Annotated in this window: 20 protein-coding genes and 2 riboswitches; of the genes, 12 read left to right on the top strand and 8 right to left on the bottom strand. The window is 67.2% G+C overall.

What is annotated here, in order from left to right; genetic code table 11:
* The 3 genes from VFY73_RS07610 to VFY73_RS07600 all read right to left on the bottom strand — a co-directional run.
* The coding region (locus VFY73_RS07610) for a hypothetical protein (RefSeq protein ID WP_329717325.1) at positions 1 to 272 on the bottom strand (272 nt) is incomplete at its 3' end.
* A gap of 279 nt (positions 273 to 551) precedes the next feature.
* A complete protein-coding gene (locus VFY73_RS07605; RefSeq protein WP_329717324.1) occupies positions 552 to 1,337 on the bottom strand; it encodes an enoyl-CoA hydratase in 786 nt (261 codons plus the stop codon).
* Positions 1,338 to 1,390: 53 nt separating this feature from the next.
* The gene (locus VFY73_RS07600) at positions 1,391 to 2,290 is read right to left on the bottom strand and encodes a toll/interleukin-1 receptor domain-containing protein (protein WP_329717323.1); all 900 of its coding nucleotides are present in this window, start codon (positions 2,288 to 2,290) and stop codon (positions 1,391 to 1,393) included.
* A 72-nt stretch (positions 2,291 to 2,362) separates the two neighbouring features.
* A riboswitch (glycine riboswitch) is annotated at positions 2,363 to 2,457 on the top strand.
* Positions 2,458 to 2,473: 16 nt separating this feature from the next.
* Positions 2,474 to 2,588, top strand: a riboswitch (glycine riboswitch).
* A gap of 51 nt (positions 2,589 to 2,639) precedes the next feature.
* Between VFY73_RS07600 and gcvT the strand changes: the two genes are divergently transcribed.
* The 4 genes from gcvT to VFY73_RS07580 all read left to right on the top strand — a co-directional run bounded on the left by gcvT (position 2,640) and on the right by VFY73_RS07580 (position 8,956).
* Positions 2,640 to 3,803, top strand: coding sequence for a glycine cleavage system aminomethyltransferase GcvT (gcvT, locus tag VFY73_RS07595; RefSeq protein ID WP_329717322.1), 1,164 nt, complete (start codon positions 2,640 to 2,642; stop codon positions 3,801 to 3,803).
* 105 nt (positions 3,804 to 3,908) lie between these two features.
* Positions 3,909 to 4,283 carry a glycine cleavage system protein GcvH gene (gene gcvH / locus VFY73_RS07590; RefSeq protein ID WP_329717321.1) on the top strand — a complete coding sequence of 125 codons (375 nt, stop codon included), beginning with the start codon at positions 3,909 to 3,911 and terminating at the stop codon, positions 4,281 to 4,283.
* 149 nt (positions 4,284 to 4,432) lie between these two features.
* Positions 4,433 to 7,339: an aminomethyl-transferring glycine dehydrogenase gene (gene gcvP / locus VFY73_RS07585; RefSeq protein ID WP_329717320.1), complete on the top strand. Its 2,907-nt coding sequence runs from the start codon at positions 4,433 to 4,435 to the stop codon at positions 7,337 to 7,339.
* 225 nt (positions 7,340 to 7,564) lie between these two features.
* A complete protein-coding gene (locus VFY73_RS07580) occupies positions 7,565 to 8,956 on the top strand; it encodes an L-serine ammonia-lyase (protein WP_329717319.1) in 1,392 nt (463 codons plus the stop codon).
* A gap of 24 nt (positions 8,957 to 8,980) precedes the next feature.
* Here the strand turns inward: VFY73_RS07580 and VFY73_RS07575 are convergent, their stop codons facing one another.
* The gene (locus VFY73_RS07575) at positions 8,981 to 9,310 is read right to left on the bottom strand and encodes a response regulator (RefSeq protein WP_329717318.1); all 330 of its coding nucleotides are present in this window, start codon (positions 9,308 to 9,310) and stop codon (positions 8,981 to 8,983) included.
* Positions 9,311 to 9,555: 245 nt separating this feature from the next.
* Between VFY73_RS07575 and VFY73_RS07570 the strand changes: the two genes are divergently transcribed.
* Positions 9,556 to 10,263 (top strand): response regulator transcription factor, encoded by a 708-nt coding sequence (locus VFY73_RS07570; RefSeq protein ID WP_329717317.1) that lies wholly within the window; start codon positions 9,556 to 9,558, stop codon positions 10,261 to 10,263.
* Positions 10,264 to 10,442: 179 nt separating this feature from the next.
* Here the strand turns inward: VFY73_RS07570 and VFY73_RS07565 are convergent, their stop codons facing one another.
* Both VFY73_RS07565 and VFY73_RS07560 read right to left on the bottom strand, forming a co-directional pair.
* Positions 10,443 to 10,781 carry a P-II family nitrogen regulator gene (locus tag VFY73_RS07565; protein WP_329717316.1) on the bottom strand — a complete coding sequence of 113 codons (339 nt, stop codon included), beginning with the start codon at positions 10,779 to 10,781 and terminating at the stop codon, positions 10,443 to 10,445.
* Positions 10,782 to 10,820: 39 nt separating this feature from the next.
* Complete coding sequence (locus VFY73_RS07560; protein WP_329717315.1) at positions 10,821 to 12,533, bottom strand: NAD+ synthase; 1,713 nt, start codon at positions 12,531 to 12,533, stop codon at positions 10,821 to 10,823.
* Between VFY73_RS07560 and VFY73_RS07555 the strand changes: the two genes are divergently transcribed.
* A complete protein-coding gene (locus VFY73_RS07555; protein WP_329717314.1) occupies positions 12,532 to 13,746 on the top strand; it encodes a GNAT family N-acetyltransferase in 1,215 nt (404 codons plus the stop codon). The two genes, VFY73_RS07560 and VFY73_RS07555, sit on opposite strands and share 2 nt — an antisense overlap.
* 3 nt (positions 13,747 to 13,749) lie before the next feature.
* Here VFY73_RS07555 and VFY73_RS07550 read toward each other — a convergent pair whose 3' ends face one another.
* The gene (locus tag VFY73_RS07550) at positions 13,750 to 16,539 is read right to left on the bottom strand and encodes a pitrilysin family protein (protein ID WP_329717313.1); all 2,790 of its coding nucleotides are present in this window, start codon (positions 16,537 to 16,539) and stop codon (positions 13,750 to 13,752) included.
* Between the two features lie 149 nt (positions 16,540 to 16,688).
* The gene (gene ppa, locus VFY73_RS07545; RefSeq protein WP_329717312.1) at positions 16,689 to 17,225 is read right to left on the bottom strand and encodes an inorganic diphosphatase; all 537 of its coding nucleotides are present in this window, start codon (positions 17,223 to 17,225) and stop codon (positions 16,689 to 16,691) included.
* A 266-nt stretch (positions 17,226 to 17,491) separates the two neighbouring features.
* Here ppa and VFY73_RS07540 point away from each other — a divergent pair, with 266 nt between their 5' ends.
* The 6 genes from VFY73_RS07540 to VFY73_RS07515 all read left to right on the top strand — a co-directional run bounded on the left by VFY73_RS07540 (position 17,492) and on the right by VFY73_RS07515 (position 24,300).
* Complete coding sequence (locus VFY73_RS07540) at positions 17,492 to 19,672, top strand: sodium-translocating pyrophosphatase (protein WP_414654425.1); 2,181 nt, start codon at positions 17,492 to 17,494, stop codon at positions 19,670 to 19,672.
* Between the two features lie 126 nt (positions 19,673 to 19,798).
* Positions 19,799 to 20,566 carry a leucyl/phenylalanyl-tRNA--protein transferase gene (aat, locus tag VFY73_RS07535; RefSeq protein ID WP_329717311.1) on the top strand — a complete coding sequence of 256 codons (768 nt, stop codon included), beginning with the start codon at positions 19,799 to 19,801 and terminating at the stop codon, positions 20,564 to 20,566.
* Positions 20,563 to 21,318, top strand: coding sequence for an arginyltransferase (locus VFY73_RS07530; protein ID WP_329717310.1), 756 nt, complete (start codon positions 20,563 to 20,565; stop codon positions 21,316 to 21,318). Before aat ends, VFY73_RS07530 begins: the two co-directional genes overlap by 4 nt.
* A gap of 123 nt (positions 21,319 to 21,441) precedes the next feature.
* The gene (locus VFY73_RS07525; RefSeq protein ID WP_329717309.1) at positions 21,442 to 22,242 is read left to right on the top strand and encodes a head GIN domain-containing protein; all 801 of its coding nucleotides are present in this window, start codon (positions 21,442 to 21,444) and stop codon (positions 22,240 to 22,242) included.
* Between the two features lie 144 nt (positions 22,243 to 22,386).
* Positions 22,387 to 23,211, top strand: coding sequence for an HDOD domain-containing protein (locus VFY73_RS07520; RefSeq protein WP_329717308.1), 825 nt, complete (start codon positions 22,387 to 22,389; stop codon positions 23,209 to 23,211).
* Positions 23,212 to 23,325: 114 nt separating this feature from the next.
* The gene (locus VFY73_RS07515; RefSeq protein ID WP_329717307.1) at positions 23,326 to 24,300 is read left to right on the top strand and encodes an endonuclease/exonuclease/phosphatase family protein; all 975 of its coding nucleotides are present in this window, start codon (positions 23,326 to 23,328) and stop codon (positions 24,298 to 24,300) included.
* The last annotated feature ends 10 nt before the right edge of the window (positions 24,301 to 24,310 follow it).

Genomic DNA, 24,310 nt, shown 5'->3' with positions numbered 1-24,310 from the left:
TTCGCGAACGAGGCGTTCACGTGGGTGTAGGTGGCGGGAATACGCGCGAACTTGCTGACCGCGTAGACCTGGCCGGGCGTCTTGCCGGTCGCGTCGAACCAGTTGTCGCTCCAGCTTGGGTAGTAGCCCGTGTAGTAGCGCCCGTCGGGGTTGGTGCTCAGCGCCTCGGGCGGCAAGTCGGCCGCCGCCAGGGCCGGCACCGTGGCGACGGCTGCACTGAAAGCGATCAGCGCGTGCTGGCAGAAGGCACGCGCACGTGTGTTCATGGACATGGATTGCTCCTGTTCGATGCGAGAGAAAGGGGCGGCCCGGAGGTCCCGATGCCGCATTCACCAATCGCCCTCCGCGGCAAGCCATGTGGATTTCTGGGGTGCCCTTGTTCGGCCCACGGCGTCCGCCTGCGACTGGTGAACCGGAATCTAACCAATCAACTACCGGTATTCAATTGGTATTTGCGCACAAGCACACTGGTAGCAATACCAGTTACTCGAACTCACACGGATTCAAGCCCCGTTCAGGTCAGCCGCCAACAGATCGGTCGGTCGGCCCGGCTACCAGCGCGGTGGCCGTTTCTCGTTGAAGGCTTGCACGCCCTCGAGCGCCGCCTCGTCCATCATGTTGCAGGCCATCGTGTGGCCGGCGTCGATGTAGGCGGCTTCCACGCCGGCTTCGAGCTGGCGATAGAACAACTCCTTGCCCAGCGCGACGGCGGCGCGGGGCTTGGCGACAATGCTGGCGGCGAGCCGTTCGATCTCGGCGTCCAGCGACAGCATGTCGTCGGCCACGCGGTTGACCAGGCCGCAGTGCTGCGCTTCATCGGCACTGATGAACTCGCCGGTCACCAGCATCTCGAACGCTTGCTTGCGCGCGATGTTGCGGCTCAGATGCACGGCCGGTGACGAACAGAACAGGCCCAGGTTGACGCCGCTGACCGCAAAACGCGCGCTGCGCAGCGCCACCGCCAGGTCGCAAGCCGCCACCAGCTGGCAGCCGGCCGCGGTGGCCACCCCTTGCACCTTCGCGATCACCGGGATCGGCAGTTGCTGGATCTGCATCATCACCTTGGCGCAACGGGCGAAGAGGCTGCGGTAGTAGTCGAGCGACGGCTCGGCACGCATCTCCTTCAGGTCGTGACCGGCGCAAAACGCCTTGCCGGACGCCGCCAGCACCAGCACCCGGGCTCGAGGATCCTTCGCCAGCGCATCCAGCTCGGTCTTCAGTGCCGCCAGCATCGCCTCGGACAAGGCGTTGAAGGCCTGCGGGCGGTTCAGCGTCACGGTCACGATGCCTCGCGGGTCGTCGTGGCGAAGCAGCAGCGGGTCTTGTTCGGTCAGCATCTGCGTTCCTTGCGATCGGGTGGATCAGCCAATGTAGCGCTCAGCGCCATGACTCAACGCGCTGGTTCGGCGCCCACGCGTCGCGCCACGAACGTCACCGGCTCGTGCGGGGCGGTGCCACCTTCGGTCTGCAGCACGAAGCGGATCTCGTCACCCACCAGTTGCCCGCGGTAGTGGTGCAGCAGCTCCGCCCCGCCCATCTCGCTGGTCCGGGTATCGAAACGAAGCCCGTCGCTGTCGACGTGGCCCGCCAGCACGCCGCGCGGCAACCCCAGGAACGACGCACTGCCATTCAGCGCCTGCCCCTGGCCGCCGAAGGTGAAGCGCTCGACGCGCGGCGTGTTCGCCCAGGCGTAGTGCAGCTCGCCCTGCCACTCGCCATTGACCGCCGGCCGCGCGCGGTGACCGACCCACCACACGGCGGCCGCCGCCAGCAGCAAGGCCGCGCCGAGCGCCAGGCCCCAACGGCGGCGGCTTGGACGGGCCGGGGCACCCAACGTGCCGGCCAGCGCGGCCACCAGGCGTTCGATGTCGTCCGCGAAACGGGTGTTGCCGACCTCCAGCGCCTGCAGGCCGGCCAGGGCCTGGATGTCGGTGGGCATCTCGCCGGCAGCCGGCATCGTGGCGCCATCCAACAACACGGGAATCACCCGCAGCCCGAGCCGCAAACCCGCGGCGATCTCCAGCCGCACGAAATCCCCGGTGTCATGCAGCCGCGGGGAACCGCCCTCGCGCTCACCGCGCCACCGGCGGCCGATCAACACCAGCAGCACGCTGGCGCTGCCGACCGCGCGCTGGATGACCTCGGCAAAGCCCTGACCAGCGGCGATGTCGTCGACATCCATGAACACCCGGCCCGCGCCGAAACGCCTGGACAACTCGGCCGCGATCGCCCGGGCATAGCCGGCGCCGTCGTCGCGGCGGTAGCTGATGAAAACCTGGGCTGTGGACATCGGCGGATCGGGCTGGGAACAGGTGAAGGCGCCGCCGCATGGTGCCATGGCAGCCGCGCCCTCGGGTACACTGCCCGCTTGCCAGGAGAGAGCCCCATCCGGGGCCGCCGAAGGCGCAGAGGCCGTACAGGCTTCGAACGCTCAGGCAAAAGGACTGGCAAGCGCTTCGCGTCAAGATGCGGAGCGTTCCTCACTGGAGAGAGATGGGTCATCGAGCCCATCCACCGAAGGGGCAAGCGGTGCCCGGCCACACGCCGACACCGTCAATCTCTCAGGTAAAGCGGACAGCGAGGGCACTTCCGACCGTTTCAGGTTCCTTGGATTGCCCTCGACACAGGATAGACAAACGATGTCCTCCGCCGCACCCGCCGCCGATCTGCTGCAGACACCGCTGCACGCCCTCCACCTCGAACTCGGCGCCCGCATGGTGCCCTTTGCCGGCTACGCGATGCCGGTGCAGTACCCCGCCGGCCTGATGGCCGAACACAAGCAGTGCCGCGAAGCCGCCGCGCTGTTCGACGTCTCCCACATGGGCCAGTTGCGCCTGATCGGCCCCGATGCCGCCGCTGCGCTGGAAACGCTGGTCCCCGTCGACGTGGTCGACCTCGCCGCGGGCAAGCAGCGCTACGCCTTCTTCACCGATGACCAGGGCGGCCTGCTGGACGACCTGATGATCACCCGCCCGCCGGCGGATGCGCTGGACAAGTTCGGCGACCTCTTCGTCGTCGTCAACGCCGGCTGCAAGGACGCCGACATCGCGCACCTGAAGTCGAAGATCGGCAACCGCTGCGAAGTCCGCCCGCTGCCCGAGCGTGCGCTGCTGGCACTGCAAGGCCCGAAGGCCGCCGAGGCCCTGGCCCGGCTGAACCCCGGTGTGGCCGCCCTCACCTTCATGACCGGCGGCGTGTTCACGCTGTCGACCTCTGCGGGCGGCGCCGAATGCTTCGTCACCCGCTCGGGTTACACCGGTGAAGACGGCTTCGAGATCTCCGTCCATCAGGACCAGGCCGTTGCCCTGGCCCGTGAGCTGCTGGCCCAACCCGAAGTCAAGGCGGCCGGCCTGGGCGCACGCGACACGCTGCGCCTGGAAGGCGGCATGTGCCTGTACGGCCACGACATCGACACCACCACCACGCCGGTCGAGGCCGCGCTGACCTGGGCGATCCAGAAGGTGCGCCGCGCCGGTGGCGCCCGTGCTGGCGGCTACCCGGGCGCCGCGGTGATCGACGCGCAGCTGGCCGAAGGCGCCAAGCGCAAGCGCGTCGGCCTGGTCGGCCTGGAGCGCGCGCCGATCCGCGAAGGCACCAAGCTGGTGAACGCCGACGGCACCGAGCTGGGCACCGTCACCAGCGGCACGCTGGGCCCGACCGTCAACCAGCCGGTCGCCATGGGCTACCTGCCCGCCTCGCATGCCGCTGTCGGTACCGAGGTGTTCGCCGAGGTGCGCGGCAAGCGGTTGCCGATGAAGGTCGCCGCGATGCCCTTCGCCCCCCATCGTTACTACCGCGGCTGAGCCGGGCAGATCAGTCCGCCAACCAGGGTCTACAGGCTTGACCGCCGGCCGGCCCTGAATCAACCTTCGCTTCCCAGTACACATTCCCCAAGAGGAGCCCTGCCCATGACGACCATGTTCACCACCGACCACGAGTGGATCAACATCGAAGATCACGAAGCCGCTGTGGTCGGCATCACGCTGCACGCGCAAGACGCGCTGGGCGACGTGGTATTCGTCGACCTGCCCGAAGTGGGCAAGACCTACAACAAGGGTGAGATCGCCGGCGTTGTCGAATCGGTGAAAGCCGCCGCCGACATCTACATGCCCGTGACCGGCGAGGTCGTCGAGGTCAACGAAGAGCTGCGCGCCAACCCTGCGCTGGCCAACACCGACCCGATGGGCAACGGCTGGTTCTTCAAGGTCCACGTCACCAACATGGCCGAGTTCGACCAGCTGATGGACCCGCCGGCCTACGACGCGCTGCTGAAGACGCTCTGACCTTCCCCCTCCTCGAGCCCCGACACCGTTCGGGCTGAGCTTGTCGAAGCCCATCAGGCTCAGGGCCTGCCCTTCGACAGGCTCAGGGCGAACGGTGAAATGAACCCGATTCCGCTCGAGCGCCTCCCCGCCACTGCCCTTCCCCGCTCATGCTGATGCACGCTCACACCCCCCTCGACGCCCTCGAAAACCACGGCGAGTTCATCGCCCGCCACATCGGCCCGGACACGGCCGACGAGGCGCACATGCTGAGCGTGATCGGCGTGGCCTCGCGCCAGGCCCTGATCGACGCCATCGTGCCGAAGTCGATCATGCGTGCGCAGCCGATGGCCCTGCCCGCGGTGGCGAGTGAGGCCGAAGCGCTGGCCGAGCTGCGCGCCGTGGCCGCGCTGAACCAGGTCAAGAAGAGCTTCATCGGCCAGGGCTACTACGGTACGTTGACGCCTGGCGTCATCCTGCGCAACATCCTCGAGAACCCCGCCTGGTACACCGCCTACACGCCCTACCAAGCCGAGATCTCGCAGGGCCGCATGGAGGCGCTGGTCAACTTCCAGACCATGGTCTCCGAGCTGACCGGCATGGCCATCGCCAACGCCTCGATGCTCGACGAGGCCACCGCCGCCGCCGAGGCGATGACGCTGGCCAAGCGCAGCGTCAAGAGCAAGAGCAACACGATCATCGTCGCCGGTGACTGCCATCCGCAGACGATCGAGGTCGTCCAGACCCGCGCCGAGCCGCTGGGCATCGAAGTCATCGTCGGCTTCGCGCCGAAGCTGATGGAAGAGCACGACTACTTCGCCGTGCTCGCCAGCTACCCGGCCACCAACGGCCTGGTGCACGACATGCGCGAGTTCGTCGAGAAGGCACATGCGAAGAACGCCGCCTTCATCGTCGCCGCCGACCTGCTGGCGCTGACGCTGCTGACGCCCCCGGGCGAATGGGGCGCTGACATCGTCATCGGCAACTCGCAGCGCTTCGGCGTGCCGATGGGCGGTGGCGGCCCGCACGCCGCGTTCATGGCCTGCAGGGATGAGTTCAAGAGATCTCTCCCCGGTCGCCTTGTCGGGGTGAGCGTCGACTCGCACGGCAACCCGGCCTACCGCCTGGCGCTGCAGACGCGCGAGCAGCACATCCGCCGCGAGAAGGCCACCTCGAACATCTGCACCGCGCAGGTGCTGCTGGCCGTCATCGCCAGCATGTACGCCGTCTACCACGGCCCCGAGGGCCTGAAGCGCATCGCCACCCGCGTGGCCAGCTTCACCGCGATCCTGGCCGACGGCCTGGGCAAGCTGGGCCTGAAGGTGCAGAACCCCTATGCCTTCGACACGCTGACTGTCGAGACCGGCGACCACACCGAAGAGATCATCGGCCGTGCGCTGGCCGGTGGCGCCAACCTGCGCCGCCTGTCGCCCAAGCACATCGGCGTCTCGCTGGACGAGACCACCACGCGCGAAGACATCGCCGCGCTGTGGAGCTGGTTCGCCACCGGCGGCCAGACGCTGCCGAAGGTCGAAGACTACGCCACCGGCATCGCACTGCGCCTGCCCGAAGGCCTGCGCCGCACGAGCGCCTTCCTGACGCACCCGGTGTTCAACACGCACCACAGCGAAACCGAGATGCTGCGCTACCTGCGCCGTCTTGCCGACAAGGACCTGGCGCTGGACCGCAGCATGATCCCGCTGGGTTCGTGCACGATGAAGCTGAACGCGACCAGCGAGATGATCCCCATCACCTGGCCCGAGTTCGCCGCCATCCACCCGTTCGCCCCGGCTGAGCAGCTCAAGGGCTACGCGCTGCTGAACGAGCAATTGACCGGCTGGTTGTGCCAGGCCACCGGCTACGCCGGCATCAGCCTGCAGCCGAACGCAGGCTCACAGGGTGAATACGCCGGCCTGCTGGCGATCCGCGGCTGGCACAAGTCGCGTGGCGAAGGCCACCGCAAGGTCTGCCTGATCCCCGAATCGGCGCACGGCACCAACCCCGCCTCGGCGCAGATGGTGGGCATGCAGGTGCTGGTCGTGAAGTGCGATGCCAACGGCAGCGTCGACCTCGACGACCTGAAGGCCAAGTGCGAGCAGCACAAGGACGACCTGGCCTGCATCATGATCACCTACCCCTCCACCTACGGCGTGTTCGAGCCGCGGGTGAAGGAGCTGTGCGCGATGGTCCACCAGTACGGCGGCCGCGTTTACGTGGACGGCGCCAACATGAACGCCCTGGTCGGCGTGGCCGCACCAGGCCAGTTCGGCGGCGACGTGAGCCACCTGAACCTGCACAAGACCTTCTGCATCCCGCACGGCGGTGGCGGCCCGGGCGTCGGCCCGGTCTGCGTGGTCGAAGACCTCGTGCCCTTCCTGCCCGGCCATGCGACGGCCGGCCAGGTGCGCGAAGGCGGCGTGGGTGCCGTTTCGGCTGCGCCGTTGGGCAACGCGGCCGTGCTGCCGATCAGCTGGATGTATGTCCGCATGATGGGCGCCGACGGCCTGAAGCACGCCACCGAAACCGCGATCCTCAGCGCGAACTATGTGGCGGCGAAGCTGTCTGACCACTACGACATCCACTACAGCGGCGGCATTGCCGGTGTGAAGGGTGGCGGTGTGGCCCACGAATGCATTCTCGACCTGCGCCCCTTGAAGGACAGCTCCGGCATCAGCGCCGAAGACGTCGCCAAGCGCCTGATCGACTACGGCTTCCATGCGCCGACGCTGTCGTTCCCGGTGGCCGGTACGCTGATGGTCGAGCCGACCGAGAGCGAGCCGCTGGTCGAGCTGGAGCGCTTCTGCCACGCGATGCTGTCGATCCGCGAAGAGATCCGCAAGGTCGAAAGCGGCGCCTGGCCGAAGGAAGACAACCCGCTGAAGAACGCGCCGCACACCTCGCAAAGCCTGCTGAAGGCCGACTGGCCGCACGCCTACACCCGCGAGGAAGCCGCCTATCCGGTGGCCGAGCTGCGCCAGCACAAGTACTGGTCGCCGGTGGGCCGTGTCGACAACGTCTACGGCGACCGCAACCTGTTCTGCTCGTGCGTGCCGATGAGCGAGTTCGCGGCAGAGTAATTTCGCCTCCAGGACACCTGAGCCTATCGCTGGCCCTTCGACAGGCTCAGGCTGATCGAATGCCCCTCGACAAGCTCAGGGCGAACGGTGGTGCGAGTCGGGTGTCTAAGCCGTCCCGGATCGGCACCCCCTCCCCGTTCGGGCTGAGCCTGTCGAAGCCTCGTTGCACACACACCGTTCCGGCTGAGCTTGTCGAAGCCCCGTGCTGATTGACTGGAGAGATCCATGGCAGTTTCTGTATTCGACCTCTTCAAGATCGGCATCGGGCCGAGCAGCTCCCACACCGTGGGCCCGATGCGCGCAGCGCGCTTGTTTGCGGCACGCCTGCGCAGCGAGGGGTTGTTGTCGAAGACGGTGCGCGTGCGCTGCTGGCTGTACGGCTCGCTTGGCGCCACCGGCAAAGGCCACGGCACCGACAAGGCGGTGCTGCTCGGCCTGGCCGGACACGAGCCGGACACGGTGGACGTGGACGCGGTGCCGACGCTGATGGAGACCATCCGCAACAGCAAGCGCCTGTCGCTGCTGGGTGAGCGCGAGGTGGCGTTCGACGAGCCGGAAGACCTGATCTTCCGTCGCCGCGAGACCCTGCCCTTCCACGCCAACGGCATGCGGCTGATCGCCTACGACGCCGACGGCAACGAGATCGAGAACCGCACCTACTACTCGGTCGGTGGAGGCTTCGTCGTCAGCGACGAAGTGGCGGCCGATGGCAGCAAGCAAAAGGTCATCGCACCGGACACCACCGTGTTGCCGCTGCCCTTTCGCTCGGGCGCCGAGCTGCTGGAAGTCTGCGCACGCGAAAAGCTGACGATCGCGCAGGTGATGCGCGCCAATGAGCGTCACTGGCGCTCCGACGCCGAGATCGACGCCGGCCTGCTGCGCATCTGGCGCGCGATGCAGGACTGCGTCGCCCGCGGCCTGCGCACCGACGGCATCCTGCCCGGCGGCTTCAAGGTCAAGCGCCGCGCGGCGCAGCTGTACCGCGACCTGACCGCCAACCCCGAGGCCGCGTTGCGCGACCCGCTGCAGGTGATGGACTGGGTCAACCTGTATGCACTGGCGGTGAACGAAGAAAACGCCGCCGGCGGCCGCGTGGTGACCGCACCGACCAACGGTGCCGCCGGCATCGTGCCCGCCGTGCTGCACTACTACCACCGCTTCGTGCACGGCGCGACAGACGCCGGGGTGATGGACTTCATGCTCACCGCCGCGGCGATCGGCATTCTCTACAAGGAAAACGCCAGCATCTCGGGCGCCGAAGTCGGCTGCCAAGGCGAAGTGGGCGTGGCCTGCTCGATGGCCGCCGGTGCGCTGGCCGCGGTGATGGGCGGCACGCCGGAACAGGCCGAGAACGCCGCCGAGATCGGCATGGAGCACCACCTGGGCCTGACCTGCGACCCGGTCGGCGGCCTGGTGCAGATCCCGTGCATCGAACGCAACGCAATCGCCTCGGTGAAAGCCATCAACGCCGCACGCATGGCGCTGCACGGCGACGGCACGCACCACGTCAGCCTCGACAAGGTCATCAAGACCATGCGCGAGACCGGCGCCGACATGCAGACGAAGTACAAGGAAACCGCTCGCGGAGGCCTGGCGGTCAACATCGTCGAGTGCTGACCCGCGCAGCGACGCCGGGCCGCCTCAGCCGATGCCGGCTTCGTTCAGGCAACGCCGGATTTCGCTCAACAACGTCGCCGATTCCATCGGTCGGCGCAGGTAGCGCGTCGCGCCCAATGCCAGACCCCCGGCACGGTCGCTTTCGTCCCAGTCCGTGGTCGAAAGGAAGATGAACGGGACGTCGCGCACCATCGGATCGGCCTTGACCATCTCGATGAAATCGAAGCCGCTGCCCGGCTGCATCCCGGCGTCGCTGATGATCAGGTGTGGTCGCTCGGCCCGTGCCAGCTGAATGGCGTCGGCGGGGTTCCACCAGGGCGTTGCAGTCGACCGGCACCAGTTGCACCTCGACACCGCCGGATTCGATCTTGGCCAGGTCCAGCAAGTCGTTGATCAGCGACAGCAGGTGCTTGCCACTGGACTGCACCATGCCCAACTGCTTCTCCTGCTCCAGCGTCAGCGGCCCGACAGGCGCATCAGCAGGGTGCCGGTGAAGCGGATGATCGCGTTCAGCGGCGTACGCGATTTACCGGAGCCCCTGCCGGATTCAAGATGCTTGCCTAGAATCAAAGCAGCCCTTCACGCAGCCATGGCCGCTTATGCCGAACGCCGATACCCATGCTTTGCCCGCGTCGATCGCGCTGATCGACGACGATGTGGAGTACACCGAGTTCCTGGCCCAGCATCTGCGCGGCCTCGGTATCCAGGTTCACCGCTTTGCCGACAGCGACGAGTTGCTGGCCGACACGGCACCGTTCAGCTACGGCTTCTACCTCGTCGACCTGATGCTGCCCGGCATCGACGGCGTGGAGCTGATCCGCGTGCTGCGTCGACGCACCCATGCCGGCGTGCTGGTGGTGTCAGGCCGGGTGGCGGAAGACGTGTTCTCGGCGGTGGTCGATGCCGGCGCCGACATGCACCTGGCCAAGCCGGTCACTTTTGACCAGGTCGTGGTCGCGATCCGTGCGGTCCACCGCCGCGTCATCGCCACCGAAGCCGGGTCGAAGGAATGGGTGCTGGATCGGCACGCCGGCCAGCTCGTCGCGCCGGACGGCGTGCGGGTCGACCTGAGCGAAGGCGATCTGGTGGTCATGGAGTGTTTCGTCGAAGCCGCGGGGCAGACCGTCACCCGCGAACTGCTGTGTCGCCGCCTGGGCCGCCCCGTCACCGAAGAGCCCGACAACACCCTGAGCGCGACGCTGTACCGGCTGCGCCGGCGCATCGAGCGCGCCACGCCGGTGGTGGTGCCGATGCAGTCGCAGTCTCGAGTGGGCTATGTGTTCCGGGCGCCACTGCGCAGCGTTTGACCCCCGCTGCGACTCGATGCGAGCGACAGCCCGCACCACGTGCCGGGATCTTCAGGTCGCTGGCACGGAGATCCGTCGCCGGTCCGCTGCACGAGCCCTATGGGACCCATCGCCCCCCTTTGAATACGGCCTTGACGGGAAAGACCCAGCCAGGTTTTCGTAGCAGGGAGCGTGGTGCCTCAGACGGCTGCTTCGTCCGTCTCACCCGTGCGGATGCGCACCACTTGCTCGACCGCGGTAACGAAGATCTTGCCGTCGCCGATCTTGCCGGTCTTGGCGGCCTTGACGATCGATTCGATCGCCCGGTCGACGTCGGCATCGCGCACCACCACCTCGACTTTCACCTTGGGCAGGAAGTCGACCACGTACTCGGCGCCGCGGTACAGCTCGGTGTGGCCTTTTTGCCGGCCGAAACCCTTGACTTCCGTCACCGTCAGGCCTGACACCCCGACCTCGGCCAGCGCCTCGCGCACTTCCTCCAGCTTGAACGGCTTGATGATGGCGGTGATCTGTTTCATGGGCGGCCTCCGTGGGGAAAGAGTCTGGTTCGGTTCGATTTAAGCACGGAACTTCGACGTGATCGGGTATCGCCAATCCCTGCCGAAGGCCCGGTGGGTGATGCGGATCCCCACCGGCGCCTGGCGCCGCTTGTACTCGTTGGTCTTGATCAGCCGGGTCACCTTTTCAACGTCGGCACGGTCGAAACCTGCGGCCACGATCTCTTCGATGCCCTGGTTGTCCTCCATATAGCGGGCGAGGATCGCGTCCAGCACCTCGTAGGGCGGCAAGCTGTCCTGGTCTTTCTGGTCGGGCCGCAGCTCGGCCGAGGGCGGCCGCGTGATGATGCGCTCGGGAATCACCGGGCCGATCGAGCCGTCAGCGCGCACATTGGGCTGCTGGTTCTTCCACACGGCCAACCGATAGACCAGCGTCTTGGCCACGTCCTTGATGACCGCAAAGCCACCTGCCATGTCACCGTACAGCGTGCAGTAGCCGGTTGCCATCTCGCTCTTGTTGCCGGTCGTCAGCACGATCGAGCCGGTCTTGTTCGACAGCGCCATCAGCAGCGTGCCGCGCACACGGGCCTGGATGTTCTCTTCGGTCGCGTCCTCGGCCAGCCCCGCGAACTGCTCGGCCAGCGCACCGCGGAAAGCGTCGAACATCGGCGTGATGCCGATCTCGTCGTAGTGCACGCCCAGCCGCGCCACCATGTCGCGCGAATCGAGCCACGAGATGTCGGCCGTGTAGGGCGACGGCATCATCACGCAGCGCACCTTGTCGGCACCGAGCGCGTCAACCGCGATCGCCAGCACCAGCGCCGAATCGATGCCCCCTGACAGGCCGATGATCGCGCCGGGAGAGCCATTCTTGCCCAGGTAGTCGCGCACGCCCATCACCAGCGCGCCCCAGGCTTGCGCCTCGAGCGAAGGCACCGGCGCGATCTCGCCCTTGGCAGTGCCCTCGGCGCTCACCTCGACCATCAACGTGGCCGCCTCGAACATCGGGGCACGCGCCTGCACCACGCCTTGCGCGTCGACCACGAACGAAGCGCCGTCGAACACCACCTCGTCCTGGCCACCCACCAGATGGGAATACAGCAGCGGCACGCCACAGGCCTTGGCCCGCGCAGACATGCGCGCCTCCCGCTCGTCGTGCTTGTCCAGGTGGAAGGGCGAGGCGTTCAGCACGCACAGCACCTCGGCACCCGCCATGCAGGCCGACTCGGCAGGCTCGTCGAACCAGGCGTCTTCGCAGATCAGGATGCCGAAGCGAACCCCTTCCACATCGACCACCACCGGGCTGCGGCCGGCGTCACGGCCCGAGACGAAATAGCGCCGTTCGTCGAACACCTGGTAGTTGGGCAACTCACGCTTGCAGTAGGTCGCCTGGATGTGCCCCCCTGCCAGCACCGAGGCCGCATTGAAGCGCCGCGGCAGGGAATAGGACTTCGACCTAAGATCGTGCGCATCACCCCAAGACAACGGATGCCCGACGATCAGATGCAAGCCTGCGCAATCAGCCAGCTCGGCGGCCAAGGCCGCCAGTTGCTGTTCGCACGCGCGCAGGAACGCTGGGCGAAGCAGCAGGTCTTCAGGCGGATAGCCGGTCAAGGCCAGTTCGGGCGCGAGCACCAAGCGGGCACCCTGCGCGTAGGCTTCGCGGGCCGATGCGGCCATCCGGCGCGCGTTGCCGGCCAGATCGCCCACCGTCGCGTTGATCTGGGCCAATGCCACCAAGACGGTGCCTGAGACGAAGTCCGGGCTGCGCATGAGCGATACAGAAAGCGGAGCAATCGATTATGTCATTCGGGTCCACGGCAACCCCGCCGACATCGCAGCATCCGAGTGGAACGAGCTGCTTTCCGCCCAGCCCGACCCGCTGCCCTTCCTGCGCCACGAGTTCTTGCTGGCCTTGCATCAGACCGGTTGTGCCTCGGGTGATTCGGGCTGGACGCCGGCCTTCATCACACTGCATCGTGGCGACCGCCTCGTCGGCGCCGTCGCGGCTTACCTGAAATCGCACTCGTACGGCGAGTACGTGTTCGATTGGGCCTGGGCCGACGCCTACCGGCGCCATGGCCTGGACTACTACCCCAAGCTGCTGGCGGCGGTGCCCTTCACGCCCGTGCCGGGCCCTCGGCTGCTCGCGAGCAGCGCCGAAGAACGCCTGCTGCTGATGCGGGCACTGCGCAGCCTGGCGGTGCGAAACGAGTGGTCATCGGCCCACCTGCTGTTCGGCAACGACGAGGACTTCGAAGCCGCCGGCGCCGATGGCTGGATGATCCGCCACGGCGTGCAGTTTCACTGGCGCAACCGTATGGATCGGCCTTATGCCGATTTCGCCGACTTCCTGGCCGCGCTGCAACGCGAGAAGCGCAAGAAGATCCAGCAGGAGCGGCGGCGCGTGGCCGAGGCCGGCATCACATTCGAGGTGCGCGAAGGCGCAGCCATCACCGAAGCCGACTGGCGCTTCTTCCACCGCTGCTACAGCCTGACCTACCGCGCGCACGGCTCGACGCCGTACCTGAACCTGAAGTTCTTCCAGCGCGTCGCGCGCGAGTTGCCGCGGCACTGGCTGATGTTCATGGCGCAGCGCGAGGGCCAGCCCATCGCGGCCTCGCTGGTCGCGATCGACCCCGATCGTGGCTGGGCTTGGGGGCGCTACTGGGGCGCCACCGAGGCGGTGTCGTTCCTGCACTTCGAGGCCTGCTACTACCAACCGCTGCAGTGGTGCATCGAGCATGGCTACCGCTGCTTCGAGGGCGGCGCCCAAGGCGAACACAAGATGGCGCGGGGCCTGACACCGACGCCGACCCGCTCAGCCCATTGGCTCGCCCACCCGCAGTTCGCCCGTGCGGTCGAAGACTTCCTCGCCCGCGAGGGCCAGGGTGTGGCCGCCTACCTGGACGAGCTTCGAGAGCGTGATCCGTTCAAGGCCGCCACCACGGCGCAGGAAGGCGGCGAGCCCAGCCCGCCGCCGTGAGCATCACTTGCCCTTGAAATCGCCGGCGACTGCGCTGACGAAGCGCTGCGGGTCGATGTACTTGCGCCAGGCGGCCGTCGCTTGCTCAGGCGTCACCGCCGCGATCGCATCGTCCAGCTGCTGCGCCACGGTGAACTTGCGGCCCAGGTAGTCATTGTTTGCCAGGCCACCGGCGAGATTGCCGTCTTGCGCGCGCGTCAGGCGCCGGTAGTTCAGCAGCGCGGCCTTGGCCTGCGCGATCTCTTCGGCGGCGAAGCCGGTCTTGACCGCGCGCTCGGCCTCTTCCTTGAATGCCAGCTCGACCTTGGCGCGGTTCTGCGGCGCAAAGATCGCGCTGGCCTGCCAACCGGTGTTGGCGTCTTCGGCATTCCACGCCAGGCTGCTGCGCACGTCGTAGCTCAGACCCTCGGCTTCGCGGATGCGCTTCCACAGCCGCGAGTTGCCACCGCTGCCGAAAGCGAAGTTGGCCACCATCAACGGCGCCTGGTCCGGGTCCAGCTCCTTCAGCGGCAGCGGCAGGCGCACCAGCATCGTGGCGTTCTGCTTGTCCGGCGTTTCGAACGCCAGGCGGGCGCCAGGCACAGCCACCAGCGGGTGCGGCACGCGCCTGAACGCGACCGCCGGGGCCCAGCCTGCGAAAGCCTTGTCGAGCGCGGCACGCACGGCCGGCACGTCCATCGAGCCTACCGCCGCAAACTGCGCGCGGCCGACGCCGAGGAAGCGCTGGTGGAATGCCTTGAGCTGCGCCACCGTCGCTGCGTTGACCTCTCCCACCGTCTCGTCAAAGGTGCGGGCATAGCGCACGTCGCCCTTCGGGTACGGGTTGCCATGGCGGTCGAGTGCATCCTCGACGATCACCTCAGGCTCCTTGCGGCTTTGCTCGACGGCAGAGACCACCTGCCGGCGCACCTCGTCCAGCCCGTCGGCCGGGAATGCCGGCTCGCGCAGCATCTGGCCAACGAGATCGATCACCGCCGGCAGGTTCTCGCGCGTGGTCAGGAGGTTGGCCGTCAGGTTGTCGGCCGAACTGCTGAACTGGATCTCGGCTTTCAGCGCCGTCATGCGGTCTTGCAGTTGCTGGCGGCTCAACTTCGAAGTGCCCTTGTCCAGCATCGCGGCCAGCAGCTCGGCTGTCGTCGCCTGGCCCTTCAGGCTTTCTTCATCACCCAGCCGCAGCGAGAGCTGTGCGTTGACCACATCGCCGCGCGTTGCCTTCGGCAGCAGCGATACCTTCAGCCCAGGCGCCACCTCGAAACGTTGGGTGCGCGACTCGATGTTCGCCGGCGAGGCATCGAAGGCTTCGACCTTGGCCATCGTTTCCACTGGCTTGAAGTTCTTCAGCTGCTCGACGACGTCGACGGTCTCGGGCTTCGGCGCGCGTGTCGGCTTGTCGGTCGGCACAAAGGTCGCCAACGTCCGGTTGTCGCGCAGGAAGCGCTCTGTCGCGACGCGGTTCAGGTCCGCCGCCGTCACCGTCTTGACACGGTCGCGCAGCAGGAAGAACAGACGCCAATCGCCCTGCGCCACCGTCTCGGACAAGGCCACGCCGACGGTCTCCGGGTCCGAGAAGCGCAGGTCCCATTCCTTCAGCCACTTGGCGCGGGCTCGGTTGACTTCTTCTTCGGTCACCGGCTGCGCCGCCACCGATTCGATGGTGGCCAGCAGCGCGTCACGCGCCTTGTCCGGATCCTGGCCCGGCGCCAACTGGGCACCGAACAGCGCGAAGCCCGGGTCGGCGAGCGCAGCATTCCACGAGAACACGTTGGCCGCCAGTTGGCCCTCGACCAGCTTCTTGTGCAGGCGGCCGGCCGGCACGTCGCTCATCACCAGCCCCAGCAGCTCGACGGCCGCCGTGTCCGGGTGTGCACCGGGCGGCACGTGGTAGGCCGCGAACTGCAGCGGCACACCGCCATTGCGACGCAGCGTGATCGCACGCTCGCCGTCCTGGACCGGGTCGATCGTGTACAGCTGCGGCAACTTGCGCTTGGGCGCCGGAATCTTGCTGAACTCGGCCTGGACCCAGGCGATGACCTTGGCCGGATCGAACTTGCCGCTGACGATCAAGGTCGCGTTGTCAGGCTGGTAGTACTGGCGATAGAACGCCTGCAGGCGCCCGATGTCGACGTTCTCGACATCCGTGCGCGCACCGATGGTGTCGTGGCCATAGTTGTGCCACTGGAACATCATCGCCAGCGTCTTCTCGAACAGGATGCGCGAGGGATTGTTCTCCCCCATCTCCATCTCGTTGCGCACCACCGTCATCTCGGTGTCCAGGTCGCGCCGCGCGATGAAGCTGTTGATCATCGCGTCGGCCTGCCAGCCGAGATACCAACGCAGGTTGTCTTCGTTGGCGGTGAAGCTGGCGAAGTAGTTGGTGCGGTCCAGCCAGGTGCTGCCATTCGCACGCAGGCCCCGCTTGGTGAACTCGGCCCAGGCCTTGGGGTACTTCGGCGAGCCCTTGAACAACAGGTGTTCCAGCAAGTGGGCCATGCCCGTCTCGCCGTAGTTCTCTTGCCGCGAGCCGACGCGGTAGGTCAGGTTGACCGTGGTGGTGGGCTTGGCGTCGTCAGGCGCCAGCAGCACCTGCAGGCCGTTGGCTAGGCGGTACTCGACGATGCCTTCGACGCTGCGCACCGGCTGCAACGTGGCGGCTGCGGGCGTGGCCTTGGCGACCACGGCGGGCTTGCCGCGCGGCGGTGCCTTGGCTTGCGGCTTGCGGGCGGGGGCGGCTTGCGCCGAGCAAGCCAGCATGGCACTGGCAACCACCAACCACCCGAACGGGATCTTGCGCATCGATTCGACTCCTGATCGAAAACTCTGGCGCCACAAGACAAACGCCGCCCGTAGGCGGCGTTGCGTTATGACGCCGCGGCCGCCTCCATCAGGCGGCACGCCAGCGCGGACGATACCTCAAGGCATCGACAGTCCGTCCTGTTGGTCGGTCAGGCCTGCTTGGCCTTCCAGTTGGCCTGGCCGGCGCGCACTTCTTCCAGCGCAGCGTCCTTGCCCTCCCAGCCCAGCACCTTGACCCACTTGCCAGCTTCGAGGTCCTTGTAGTGTTCGAAGAAGTGCTGGATGGTCTTCAGGCGCAGCGGGTTCAGGTCTTCCGGCTTCTGCCATTGCGAGTAGATCGACAGGATCTTGTCGATCGGCACGGCCAGCAGCTTGTTGTCGCCGCCAGCTTCGTCGTCCATGCGCAGCATGCCCAGCGGGCGGCAGGTCACCACCACACCCGGGATCAGCGGCACCGGCGTGATCACCAGCACATCGACCGGGTCGCCGTCGTCGGCCAGCGTCTGCGGGATGTAGCCATAGTTGCACGGGTAGTGCATCGAGGTGGCCATGAAGCGATCGACGAACAGCGCGCCGCTGTCTTCGTCCACTTCGTACTTGATCGGGTCGGCATTCATCGGGATCTCGATGATCACGTTGAACTCGTCGGGTGCCTTGGGGCCGGGGGTCACGTTGTGCAGGCTCATGGTGTTCTCGGGAGGTGGCAGTTAAGCGGGAAAACCCCGATTCTACGAAGGCTGCTGACGGCGGCCTTGCCCTTTGTACGCGGCTTGCAGACACTGGCCGCCGCCCATGCTGCACCGCAGGAAAACACCATGCCGGGCCGCAGAGGCTTCCCCTTAGCATCGTCGCGCGCCCTTTCGGGCAGCCAAAAGCATGCCCCGGCCTTGCGGGCGCAACGCACCAAGTAAGTGTCAGTGAGCGGAAGGAGAACCCTTTGATATCGACCACCATGGCGCTGTATGTGGCGCTGGCGTGCGGCCTTGCGGCTGTGCTTTATGGCTTCATCCAGCGCAGCTGGATCTTGAGCCAGGACGCGGGCAATGCCCGCATGCAAGAGATAGCGGGGGCTGTGCAGCAAGGCGCCGCAGCCTATCTGGCCCGTCAGTACAAGACCATCGCGATCGTCGGTGTGGTGCTGGCGGTGCTGATCTTCTTCTTCCTCGGTGGCAAGACAGCCAGCGGCTTCATCATCGGCGCGATCCTTTCCGGTGCGTGCGGCTTCATCGGCATGAACGTTTCGGTGCGCGCCAACGTGCGCACCGCGCAGGCCGCGACGCAGGGCATTGCACCGGCACTGAATGTGGCCTTCAAGGGAGGCGCGATCACCGGCATGTTGGTGGTCGGCCTGGGTCTGCTGGGCGTGGGCGCCTTCTTCTGGTACATCACCGGCGCGACCGACGTGACCTCCGAAACGCTCAAACCGTTGCTCGGTCTGGCCTTCGGTTCGTCGCTGATCTCGATCTTCGCGCGCCTGGGCGGCGGCATCTTCACCAAGGGCGCCGACGTCGGCGCCGATCTGGTGGGCAAGGTCGAAGCCGGCATCCCCGAAGACGACCCGCGCAACCCGGCGGTCATCGCCGACAACGTGGGCGACAACGTGGGCGACTGCGCCGGCATGGCCGCCGACCTTTTCGAGACCTACGCCGTGACGCTGATCGCGACCATGGCGCTGGGTGCGCTGATGGTGACCAGTGCGCCCCTGGCCGCGGTGATCTACCCGCTGCTGCTGGGCGGTGTGTCGATCATCGCGTCGATCATCGGCTGCAGTTTCGTCAAGGCCAGCCCCGGCATGAAGAACGTGATGCCGGCGCTCTACAAGGGCCTGATCGTGGCGGGTGTGCTGTCGCTGATCGCCTTCTATTTCGTGACCAAGGCCATCGTGCCTGACGACGCGCTGGGTGCCGGCACCCAGATGCGCCTGTTCGGTGCCTGTGCCGTCGGCCTGGTGCTGACCGCAGCGATGGTCTGGATCACCGAGTACTACACCGGCACCAACTTCAAGCCGGTGCAGCACGTGGCGCAGGCCTCGACCACCGGGCATGGCACCAACGTCATTGCCGGCCTGGGCGTCAGCATGAAGTCCACCGCCTGGCCGGTGCTCTTCGTCTGCATCGCGATCATGAGTGCCTACTGGCTCGGCGGTCTGTACGGCATCGCCGTGGCGGCGACGTCGATGCTGAGCATGGCCGGCATCATCGTGGCGCTCGACGCCTATGGCCCGATCACCGACAACGCCGGTGGCATCGCGGAGATGGCCGACCTGCCGGAAAGCGTGCGCGCCGTGACCGACCCGCTGGACGCCGTGGGCAACACGACCAAGGCGGTGACCAAGGGCTACGCAATCGGCTCGGCCGGCCTGGCGGCCCTGGTGCTGTTCGCCGACTACACCCACGCGCTCGAAGCCCGCGGCATGCACGTGAGCTTCGACCTGTCGAACCACATGGTGATCGTCGGCCTGTTCATCGGCGGCCTGATCCCCTATCTGTTCGGCGCGATGGCGATGGAAGCGGTCGGCCGCGCTGCCGGTGCAGTGGTGGTCGAGGTGCGCAACCAGTTCAAGGATGGCACCATCATGGCGGGCTCGCGCAAGCCCGACTACAGCGCGGCGGTCGACATGCTGACCACCGCCGCGATCAAGGAAATGATCGTGCCCAGCCTGCTGCCCGTGGTGGTGCCGATCGCCGTCGGCATGTTCCTCGGTGCCGAAGCGCTGGGTGGCCTGCTGATGGGCACCATCGTCACCGGCCTGTTCGTCGGCATCTCGATGTGCACCGGCGGTGGCGCCTGGGACAACGCGAAGAAGCTGATCGAAGAGGGCTTCACCGACGCCGACGGCCAACTGCACAAAAAGGGCAGCGAGGCGCACAAGGCCGCCGTCACCGGCGACACCGTGGGCGATCCCTACAAGGACACCGCCGGCCCGGCCGTGAACCCGCTGATCAAGATCATCAACATCGTGGCGCTGCTGATCGTGCCGCTGCTGCCGATGACCACCGGCGCATCGGCCAACATCAGCCAAGACGCCAAGCCGGCCGCCGTGACGGCGCCTGCGGCGGTCATGCCGGCCGCCTCAGCGGAGGCCATCCCGGCTGCTCCGCCGGCGACTGCATCGGCGGCAAGCGGCAGCTGAAGCATCCGCTTTCAACCATGACAAGGGCCGGCGCATGCCGGCCTTTCTTCATATCGATACCCCGTTGCCGAGGAAGGTGTGATTTGCAGCCCGGCGATGCGCCGCCGGGTCGCTATGCTGATCGCCATGCGATTGACCTGGTTGCGCGGCGACACGCCCTTCCCGCCCACGTCCGAGGCGCTTGGCCCGGAGACAGACGCGCCCGGGCTGCTGGCGGCCGGCGGCGACCTCAGCCCGGCGCGCCTGGTCGACGCCTACCGGCACGGCATCTTTCCGTGGTACGGCGAAGGCCAGCCGCCGCTGTGGTGGACCACCGACCCGCGCATGGTGCTGCCGGTGGCAGAGTTCAAGCTGTCGCGCTCGCTGCGCAAGACCTTGCAGCGCTTCCTGCGCACCCCCGGTTGCGAATTCCGCTTCGATGGCGACACACCGGCTGTCATCGCCGCCTGCGCCGGCGCCACGCGCGACGGTCAGGACGGCACGTGGATCGTGCCGGAGATGGCGGCGGCCTACACCGAGCTGGCCCGTGCCGGCGTGGTCCACAGCGTCGAGACCTGGGTCGACGGGCAACTGGTTGGGGGCTTGTACGGCGTCAACCTCGGCCGCATGTTCTACGGCGAATCGATGTTCGCCCGCCGCACCGATGCGTCGAAGCTGGCGCTGGCCGCGCTGGTGGCGTTTTGCCGTGCCGAGGGCATCGCGCTGATCGACTGCCAGCAGCAGACCCGGCACCTCGCCAGCCTGGGTGCGCGGCCGATCTCGCGGACGGCTTTCGAGGCGCATTTGCGCGCTGCGGTGGCCGAGCCGGCGCCCCGACGCTGGGCCTATGATTCAGCCTGTTGGGCGTGTTTTCAACTCATGTCAGACAGGCCCGTTGCCGATAACCCTCCGTGACCCACCCGAAAGAGCTTCCGTTCGCGTCGCTCCAGTTCTACGCGACGGCACCCTATCCGTGCAGTTACCTGCCCGACCGGATGGCACGCTCCCAGGTCGCCACCCCGGGCCACCTGATCCACGCCGAAGCCTACTCGGCGCTTGTCGCCTGCGGTTTTCGCCGCAGCGGCATGTTCACCTACCGGCCGTATTGCGACAGTTGCCGCGCCTGCAAACCGCTGCGTGTGCCGGTCGCGGCCTTCCAGCCCACCCGCAGCCAGCGCCGGGCCTGGGCCGCCCACAAGGGCTTGAAGACCCGCGTGATGCGGCTGGGCTTCGTGCCCGAGCACTACCAGCTGTACCTGCGTTACCAGGCCGGCCGCCACGCGGGCGGCGGCATGGACCATGACAGCGTCGACCAGTACACCCAGTTCCTGCTGCAGACGCGCGTCAACTCGCGCCTGATCGAGTTTCGCGAGCCGGTGCCCGACGAGGACGGCGCCGGACTGGGCGCCCTGCGCATGGTGGCCATCGTCGACATCCTCAGCGACGGACTGTCGGCGGTCTATACCTTCTACGACCCCGACGTGAAAGCGAGCTACGGCACCTACTGCGTGATGTGGCAGATCGAGCAGACCAAAGCGATGAAACTGCCCCACCTGTACCTGGGCTACTGGATCGCCGAGAGCCCGAAGATGGCCTACAAGAACCAGTTCGGCCCGCACCAGCTGCTGGTGGATGGCCAATGGGTCACGCCCGCAGAAACAGGCTGAAACGCACCCGGGCTGTCCGCGTGTCGTGCGGTTCAATCCGCCGGATCTACGGCCTGTCGCGCCCCGCTGGTGCGCCGGAACAACGAACGTAGCATCACGAACATTCCAGACCAGGAGTTCCAGATGCAAAACCGCCGTACCGCCCGCCTCGCCCGCCCCTTTGCCCTGATGATTGCCCCGTTGATGTCGGTGATGGTCACGCTGGCCAGCCTTGCCGCGCCGCAAGCCGCCCAGGCTCTGACGATCGACATCAACAGCGGCATGGTCAACAACCGCATCCAGGGCTCCGGCAAGGTCATCGACGACAAGCGTGCGATCGGCCCCTTCACCAAGCTGCGGCTGGACAGCGCGATCACCGTCAATGCGCGACCGGCCGGTGCCCCAGGCGTCACGGTACATGCCGACGACAACATCGCCCCGCTGATCATGACCAGCGTCGAAGGCGACACGCTGGTGGTCAAGCTCAAGCCCAATACCGGCATCCGCACAGAATCGCAACTGGTGGTGAACGTCGAGTTCACCAAGCTGACCCAGGCCGACCTTCGCGGCAGCGGTGACCTGAACGTCAGCGCGATCAAGGGCGAGCAATTCGAACTCTCGCTCGCCGGCTCGGGCGATGTCCGGCTCGACAACGCCGAGCTCAGCAAGCTGACCACCCGCTTGGCAGGCTCCGGCGACATCTGGGTCAAGGGCAAGTGCGACGACGCCAGCTACAACCTGGCCGGCTCGGGTGATGTCCACGCCGCCGAGTTGCAAGCCAAGCGCGTCAACGTCGACATCGCCGGTTCCGGTGATGTGCGGGTGCACGCCGCCGAGGCGCTGTCGGTGCAAATCGCCGGCTCGGGCGACGTAGCCTACAGCGGCAACCCGCCCAAGGTCAGCAGCCGCGTGGTTGGCTCGGGTGATCTGCGCCCCGTCCGTTAACCGACACGGACTGCCCGGACGGCCGTGAGATAAGCACGCCGCCAACCGACCGGGTTTGTGCTGGCCCGGCTTTCCGGCCATCATCGCTGTCACCCACTCCTCGCGGGGGCTTTCGGGCCCCTGCTCCTTTTGCGGACGACCAGCATGACCAACCGCCCCGACCCCAGCCTGCGCCAGCTCGACATCGAACTGCCGGCCAGCCCGGCCGCCACACTGAAGCTCTCCGAGCTGATGGGCAACGAGGACACCTCGATCCCCGAAGTGGCCGAAGTCATCGAAGGCGACCTGGCGCTCGCCTCGGCCGTTGTGCGCACCGTCAACTCGGCGATGTTCGGCGTGCTGAGGCGGGTGGAAACCGTGGCCGAGGCCGTGCTCTACCTCGGCATGCGCGAGGTGGCCGCCATCACGCTCGAGCTGGGCCTGCGGACGCAATTCCCGCCCTCGCCCGACATGACCCGCATCTGGGACACCGCCCGCCTGCGCGGCCTGTTGATGGGCCGTTCCGCGGTGTCGCTCAGCCTGCACGCGTGGCGCGCCCAATCGGCCGGCCTGTTCGCCCAAAGCGGCCAGGCGGTGCTGTGCCTGCATGCACCGGACACCTACCCCGGCATCCTGTCGCGGCATGGCGGCAACGCCGATTTCAGCGGCCTGCTGGCCGAGGAGACCGCGGCTTTCGGGCTCAGCCACGAAGTGCTGGGCTCTTCGCTGTGCCGGGCCTGGGGCCTGGCGGGCGACGTGGCAGACTACGTGCGTGAACGCCCGCATGACCGCGACAGCTGGGCGCAACGGCCGCAGCCGGTGCGCGCGATGCTGGCACTGGGGGCTGTGGCCGATGCGACGATTGCCGGCACCGACGCCGAAGCGGTGGCCGAACAGGTCGGCCCGATGGGTGGCCTGGACGCCAGCTCGCTGGCCCGCGCCGTGATGCAGCACTGGCAGCGCATCGGCGACGCCTCGGCCGAAGACTGACGCCAGGCCTGCGGTGCCAGCCGCCCCGAGTCATCCCCTCGGCTGGGGACGGCTTGACGCGCGCGAGGTGGCAAAGTGGCCGCAAGAATTGCCACCGCTGCGCGCAGCGCCACCATGGCCACCAACATCCGGCTGTCGACCTTCAACTGCGAGAACCTCTTCAGCCGGGCCCGGGTACTGAGCCTGGCCGAACCTGCGCGCCGCACCGAGTTGCTGGACCGGCTCGCCAGCCTGCCCCACCCGCCGCGCAAGCTGCAAGCCGCGGCGCTCGCACGCCATGTCGAATTCGGCCCCGGCGGGCTGCGGCACCGGCGTGCGTCGATCTCCAACGAACGCCGCGACGCCAAGGCCCAGGTCCTGCGAGCCGTCGATGCCGATGTGCAGTGCCTGGTTGAAGCGGAAAGCCGGCTCGCGATCGAGGCGCTCAATCGCCTGCACCTGAAGGGGCGCTTTCCTTTTTCGATGCTGGTCGAAAGCCACGACCCGCGCGGCATCAGTGTGGGGCTGATGAGCAGGCTGCCGATCATCACGCTGCGCAGCCACTTGTTCGACCACGACGCGCACGGCAACCTGTTCGAGCGCGATTGCTTGGAGGTCGAACTCGCTCTGAGCAACGAGCGCCGGCTGCACCTGATGCTCACCCACTTTCATGGCGCCGACGTGGACGGCACCGGTGGCGACGCGCTTCGCCGCCGCCAGGCCACCGCCGTCTCGCAACTGTTGGCGCAGCGGTTCGACCTCGATCGCGACCTTGTCGCCGTACTGGGCGACCTGGGCGATTCGCCGCTGCATGCGCCGCAATCCCTGGCGCCTCTGTTGAAGATGGACGGGCTGTCGGATGTGCTGGCGCTGCAATTCGCGATCCCCGACGACCGCTGGACCTGCCATCTGCGGCAGAACGAGCAACGTGACTACATCGTGGTCTCCGGTGCCTTGAAGGCCGCCTTTTGCCAAGCCGGCATCGAACGCCGCGGACTGCCCGACCTGCAGAGCAACTCGATCGCCAACGAACGGCCGTTCGCTGGCGTCAGCACCGCGGCGCACTGCGCTTCACAACATGCCGCGGTGTGGGCCGATTTCGCCTGCTGACCGTGCCGGT

The organism is Ideonella sp. (assembly GCF_036277275.1).
Taxonomy (GTDB): domain Bacteria; phylum Pseudomonadota; class Gammaproteobacteria; order Burkholderiales; family Burkholderiaceae_C; genus Ideonella.
Note: the sequence above shows the minus strand (reverse complement) of the source record. Positions and strands in the feature narration are given on the sequence as shown.

Bases quoted from the DNA above. Each gene is read 5' to 3' on its own strand.
- VFY73_RS07605 (WP_329717324.1), bottom strand. From the start codon at position 1,337: ATGCTGACCGAACAAGACCCGCTGCTGCTTCGCCACGACGACCCGCGA.
- VFY73_RS07600 (WP_329717323.1), bottom strand. From the start codon at position 2,290: ATGTCCACAGCCCAGGTTTTCATCAGCTACCGCCGCGACGACGGCGCC.
- gcvT (WP_329717322.1), top strand. From the start codon at position 2,640: ATGTCCTCCGCCGCACCCGCCGCCGATCTGCTGCAGACACCGCTGCAC.
- gcvH (WP_329717321.1), top strand. From the start codon at position 3,909: ATGACGACCATGTTCACCACCGACCACGAGTGGATCAACATCGAAGAT.
- gcvP (WP_329717320.1), top strand. From the start codon at position 4,433: ATGCTGATGCACGCTCACACCCCCCTCGACGCCCTCGAAAACCACGGC.
- VFY73_RS07580 (WP_329717319.1), top strand. From the start codon at position 7,565: ATGGCAGTTTCTGTATTCGACCTCTTCAAGATCGGCATCGGGCCGAGC.
- VFY73_RS07570 (WP_329717317.1), top strand. From the start codon at position 9,556: ATGCCGAACGCCGATACCCATGCTTTGCCCGCGTCGATCGCGCTGATC.
- VFY73_RS07565 (WP_329717316.1), bottom strand. From the start codon at position 10,781: ATGAAACAGATCACCGCCATCATCAAGCCGTTCAAGCTGGAGGAAGTG.
- VFY73_RS07555 (WP_329717314.1), top strand. From the start codon at position 12,532: ATGAGCGATACAGAAAGCGGAGCAATCGATTATGTCATTCGGGTCCAC.
- VFY73_RS07560 (WP_329717315.1), bottom strand. From the start codon at position 12,533: ATGCGCAGCCCGGACTTCGTCTCAGGCACCGTCTTGGTGGCATTGGCC.
- VFY73_RS07550 (WP_329717313.1), bottom strand. From the start codon at position 16,539: ATGCGCAAGATCCCGTTCGGGTGGTTGGTGGTTGCCAGTGCCATGCTG.
- ppa (WP_329717312.1), bottom strand. From the start codon at position 17,225: ATGAGCCTGCACAACGTGACCCCCGGCCCCAAGGCACCCGACGAGTTC.
- VFY73_RS07540 (WP_414654425.1), top strand. From the start codon at position 17,492: ATGGCGCTGTATGTGGCGCTGGCGTGCGGCCTTGCGGCTGTGCTTTAT.
- aat (WP_329717311.1), top strand. From the start codon at position 19,799: ATGCGATTGACCTGGTTGCGCGGCGACACGCCCTTCCCGCCCACGTCC.
- VFY73_RS07525 (WP_329717309.1), top strand. From the start codon at position 21,442: ATGCAAAACCGCCGTACCGCCCGCCTCGCCCGCCCCTTTGCCCTGATG.
- VFY73_RS07520 (WP_329717308.1), top strand. From the start codon at position 22,387: ATGACCAACCGCCCCGACCCCAGCCTGCGCCAGCTCGACATCGAACTG.
- VFY73_RS07515 (WP_329717307.1), top strand. From the start codon at position 23,326: ATGGCCACCAACATCCGGCTGTCGACCTTCAACTGCGAGAACCTCTTC.